This window comes from Deinococcus roseus (assembly GCF_014646895.1).
Classification (GTDB): Bacteria; Deinococcota; Deinococci; order Deinococcales; family Deinococcaceae; genus Deinococcus_C; species Deinococcus_C roseus.
Window position 1 is genome coordinate 1 of sequence record NZ_BMOD01000094.1, and the last position, 597, is coordinate 597.

Consider the following 597-nt stretch of genomic DNA (forward strand, 5'->3'; position numbering starts at 1 on the left):
ATCCTGCGCATTCACGCCAGAAAGAAACCGCTGGACCCGAATGTGGATTTGCATGTGGTGGCCACCCGCACCCCTGGCATGGTGGGCGCAGACCTGGAGAACCTGCTGAATGAGGCAGCGTTGATCACGGCGCGTGCGGGACGCAAGAGAATCAACATGAAGGACATCGATGAGGCAGCAGACCGCGTGGTGATGGGACCCGCAAGAAAATCCCGGGTCATTTCGGATCGGGACAAGAAGGTGACGGCGTACCACGAAGTGGGACACGCGCTGGCTGCGGAGAAACTGCCCAATGCAGACCGGGTGCACAAACTGACGATTGTGCCCCGGGGCCGGGCAGCGGGGTACATGATGCCGATGCCTGAAGACCGGATGCACTACTCGCAGGGAGTGCTGGAGGACATGATCGCGGTGGCACTGGCAGGACAGGTGGCGGAGGAGATCATCTTCGGGGAGATCACCACGGGGGCATCCAGTGACTTCCAGAAGGCGACGAACATTGCGCGCAAGATGGTGACCGAATGGGGGATGAGCCCCTTGCTCGGCAAGATTGCCCACCAGGTGGAGAACGAAACCTACCTCGGCGCTTACCAGGAC

1 pseudogene is annotated in these 597 nt (G+C 60.8%); it reads left to right on the forward strand.

Annotation, left to right across the window (positions count from 1 at the left end):
• Positions 1–597: pseudogene (locus IEY52_RS26530) on the forward strand (ATP-dependent zinc metalloprotease FtsH); the annotation flags it as partial.